Source organism: Methylobacterium soli (assembly GCF_008806385.1).
Classification (GTDB): Bacteria; Pseudomonadota; Alphaproteobacteria; order Rhizobiales; family Beijerinckiaceae; genus Methylobacterium; species Methylobacterium soli.
Genome location: NZ_VZZK01000085.1, coordinates 1,561 through 2,272, shown reverse-complemented (window position 1 = coordinate 2,272; position 712 = coordinate 1,561). Strand labels below are relative to the sequence as shown.

General features: G+C 65.2%; 1 protein-coding gene. It reads left to right on the top strand.

Annotated features, from left to right (window positions below; translation table 11 throughout):
- The coding region (locus tag F6X53_RS33550) for a PAS domain-containing sensor histidine kinase (protein ID WP_280526090.1) at positions 1 to 712 on the top strand (712 nt) is incomplete at both ends.

The following is a 712-nucleotide window of genomic DNA, read 5'->3' as shown; positions in this document are numbered from 1 at the left end:
GTTGCGGCGCTTCGGAGCGGTCGAGCAGTTCACCAGTTCCATGTCAGGCTGCTCACGGCCGATAGCACGCCCATTTCGTTCGCTTGGTCGGCTGTGCCAGAAGCGGACGCGGCAAGCGGCAGCTTCTACACCGTTGGCCGAGACATTACTTCCGAGAAGCATGCCGCAGAGGCCCTTGCTCGGACGGAGGAGGCCCTGCGCCAAGCGCAGAAGATGGAGGCAGTCGGTCAGCTCACCGGCGGCGTGGCCCACGACTTCAACAACCTGCTCACCGTCATCAAGTCCTCGACCGATCTCCTGAAGCGGCCGGGGCTGCCGGAAGAGCGACGCCAGCGCTACATCGGCGCGATCTCGGACACCGTTGCTCGCGCCGCCAAGCTCACCGGGCAGCTACTCGCCTTCGCGCGCCGACAGGCCCTCAAGCCGGAGGTGTTCGATGCCGGCCGCAGCGTCGCCACCATCAGCGACATGGTCGGCACGCTGAGTGGCTCGCGCATCAAAATCGTCACGGACATCCCGGACGAGCCCTGCTTCATCGATGCCGACCCGAGCCAGTTCGACACGGCCCTGGTGAACATGGCCGTCAACGCCAGGGATGCCATGGACGGCGAGGGCACCCTCACCATCACGGTGCACCCCGTCTCGACCATTCCGCCGATCCGCACTCACCCTGCCGTTTTCGGTGACTTCGTTGCGGTATGCATCGAGGACA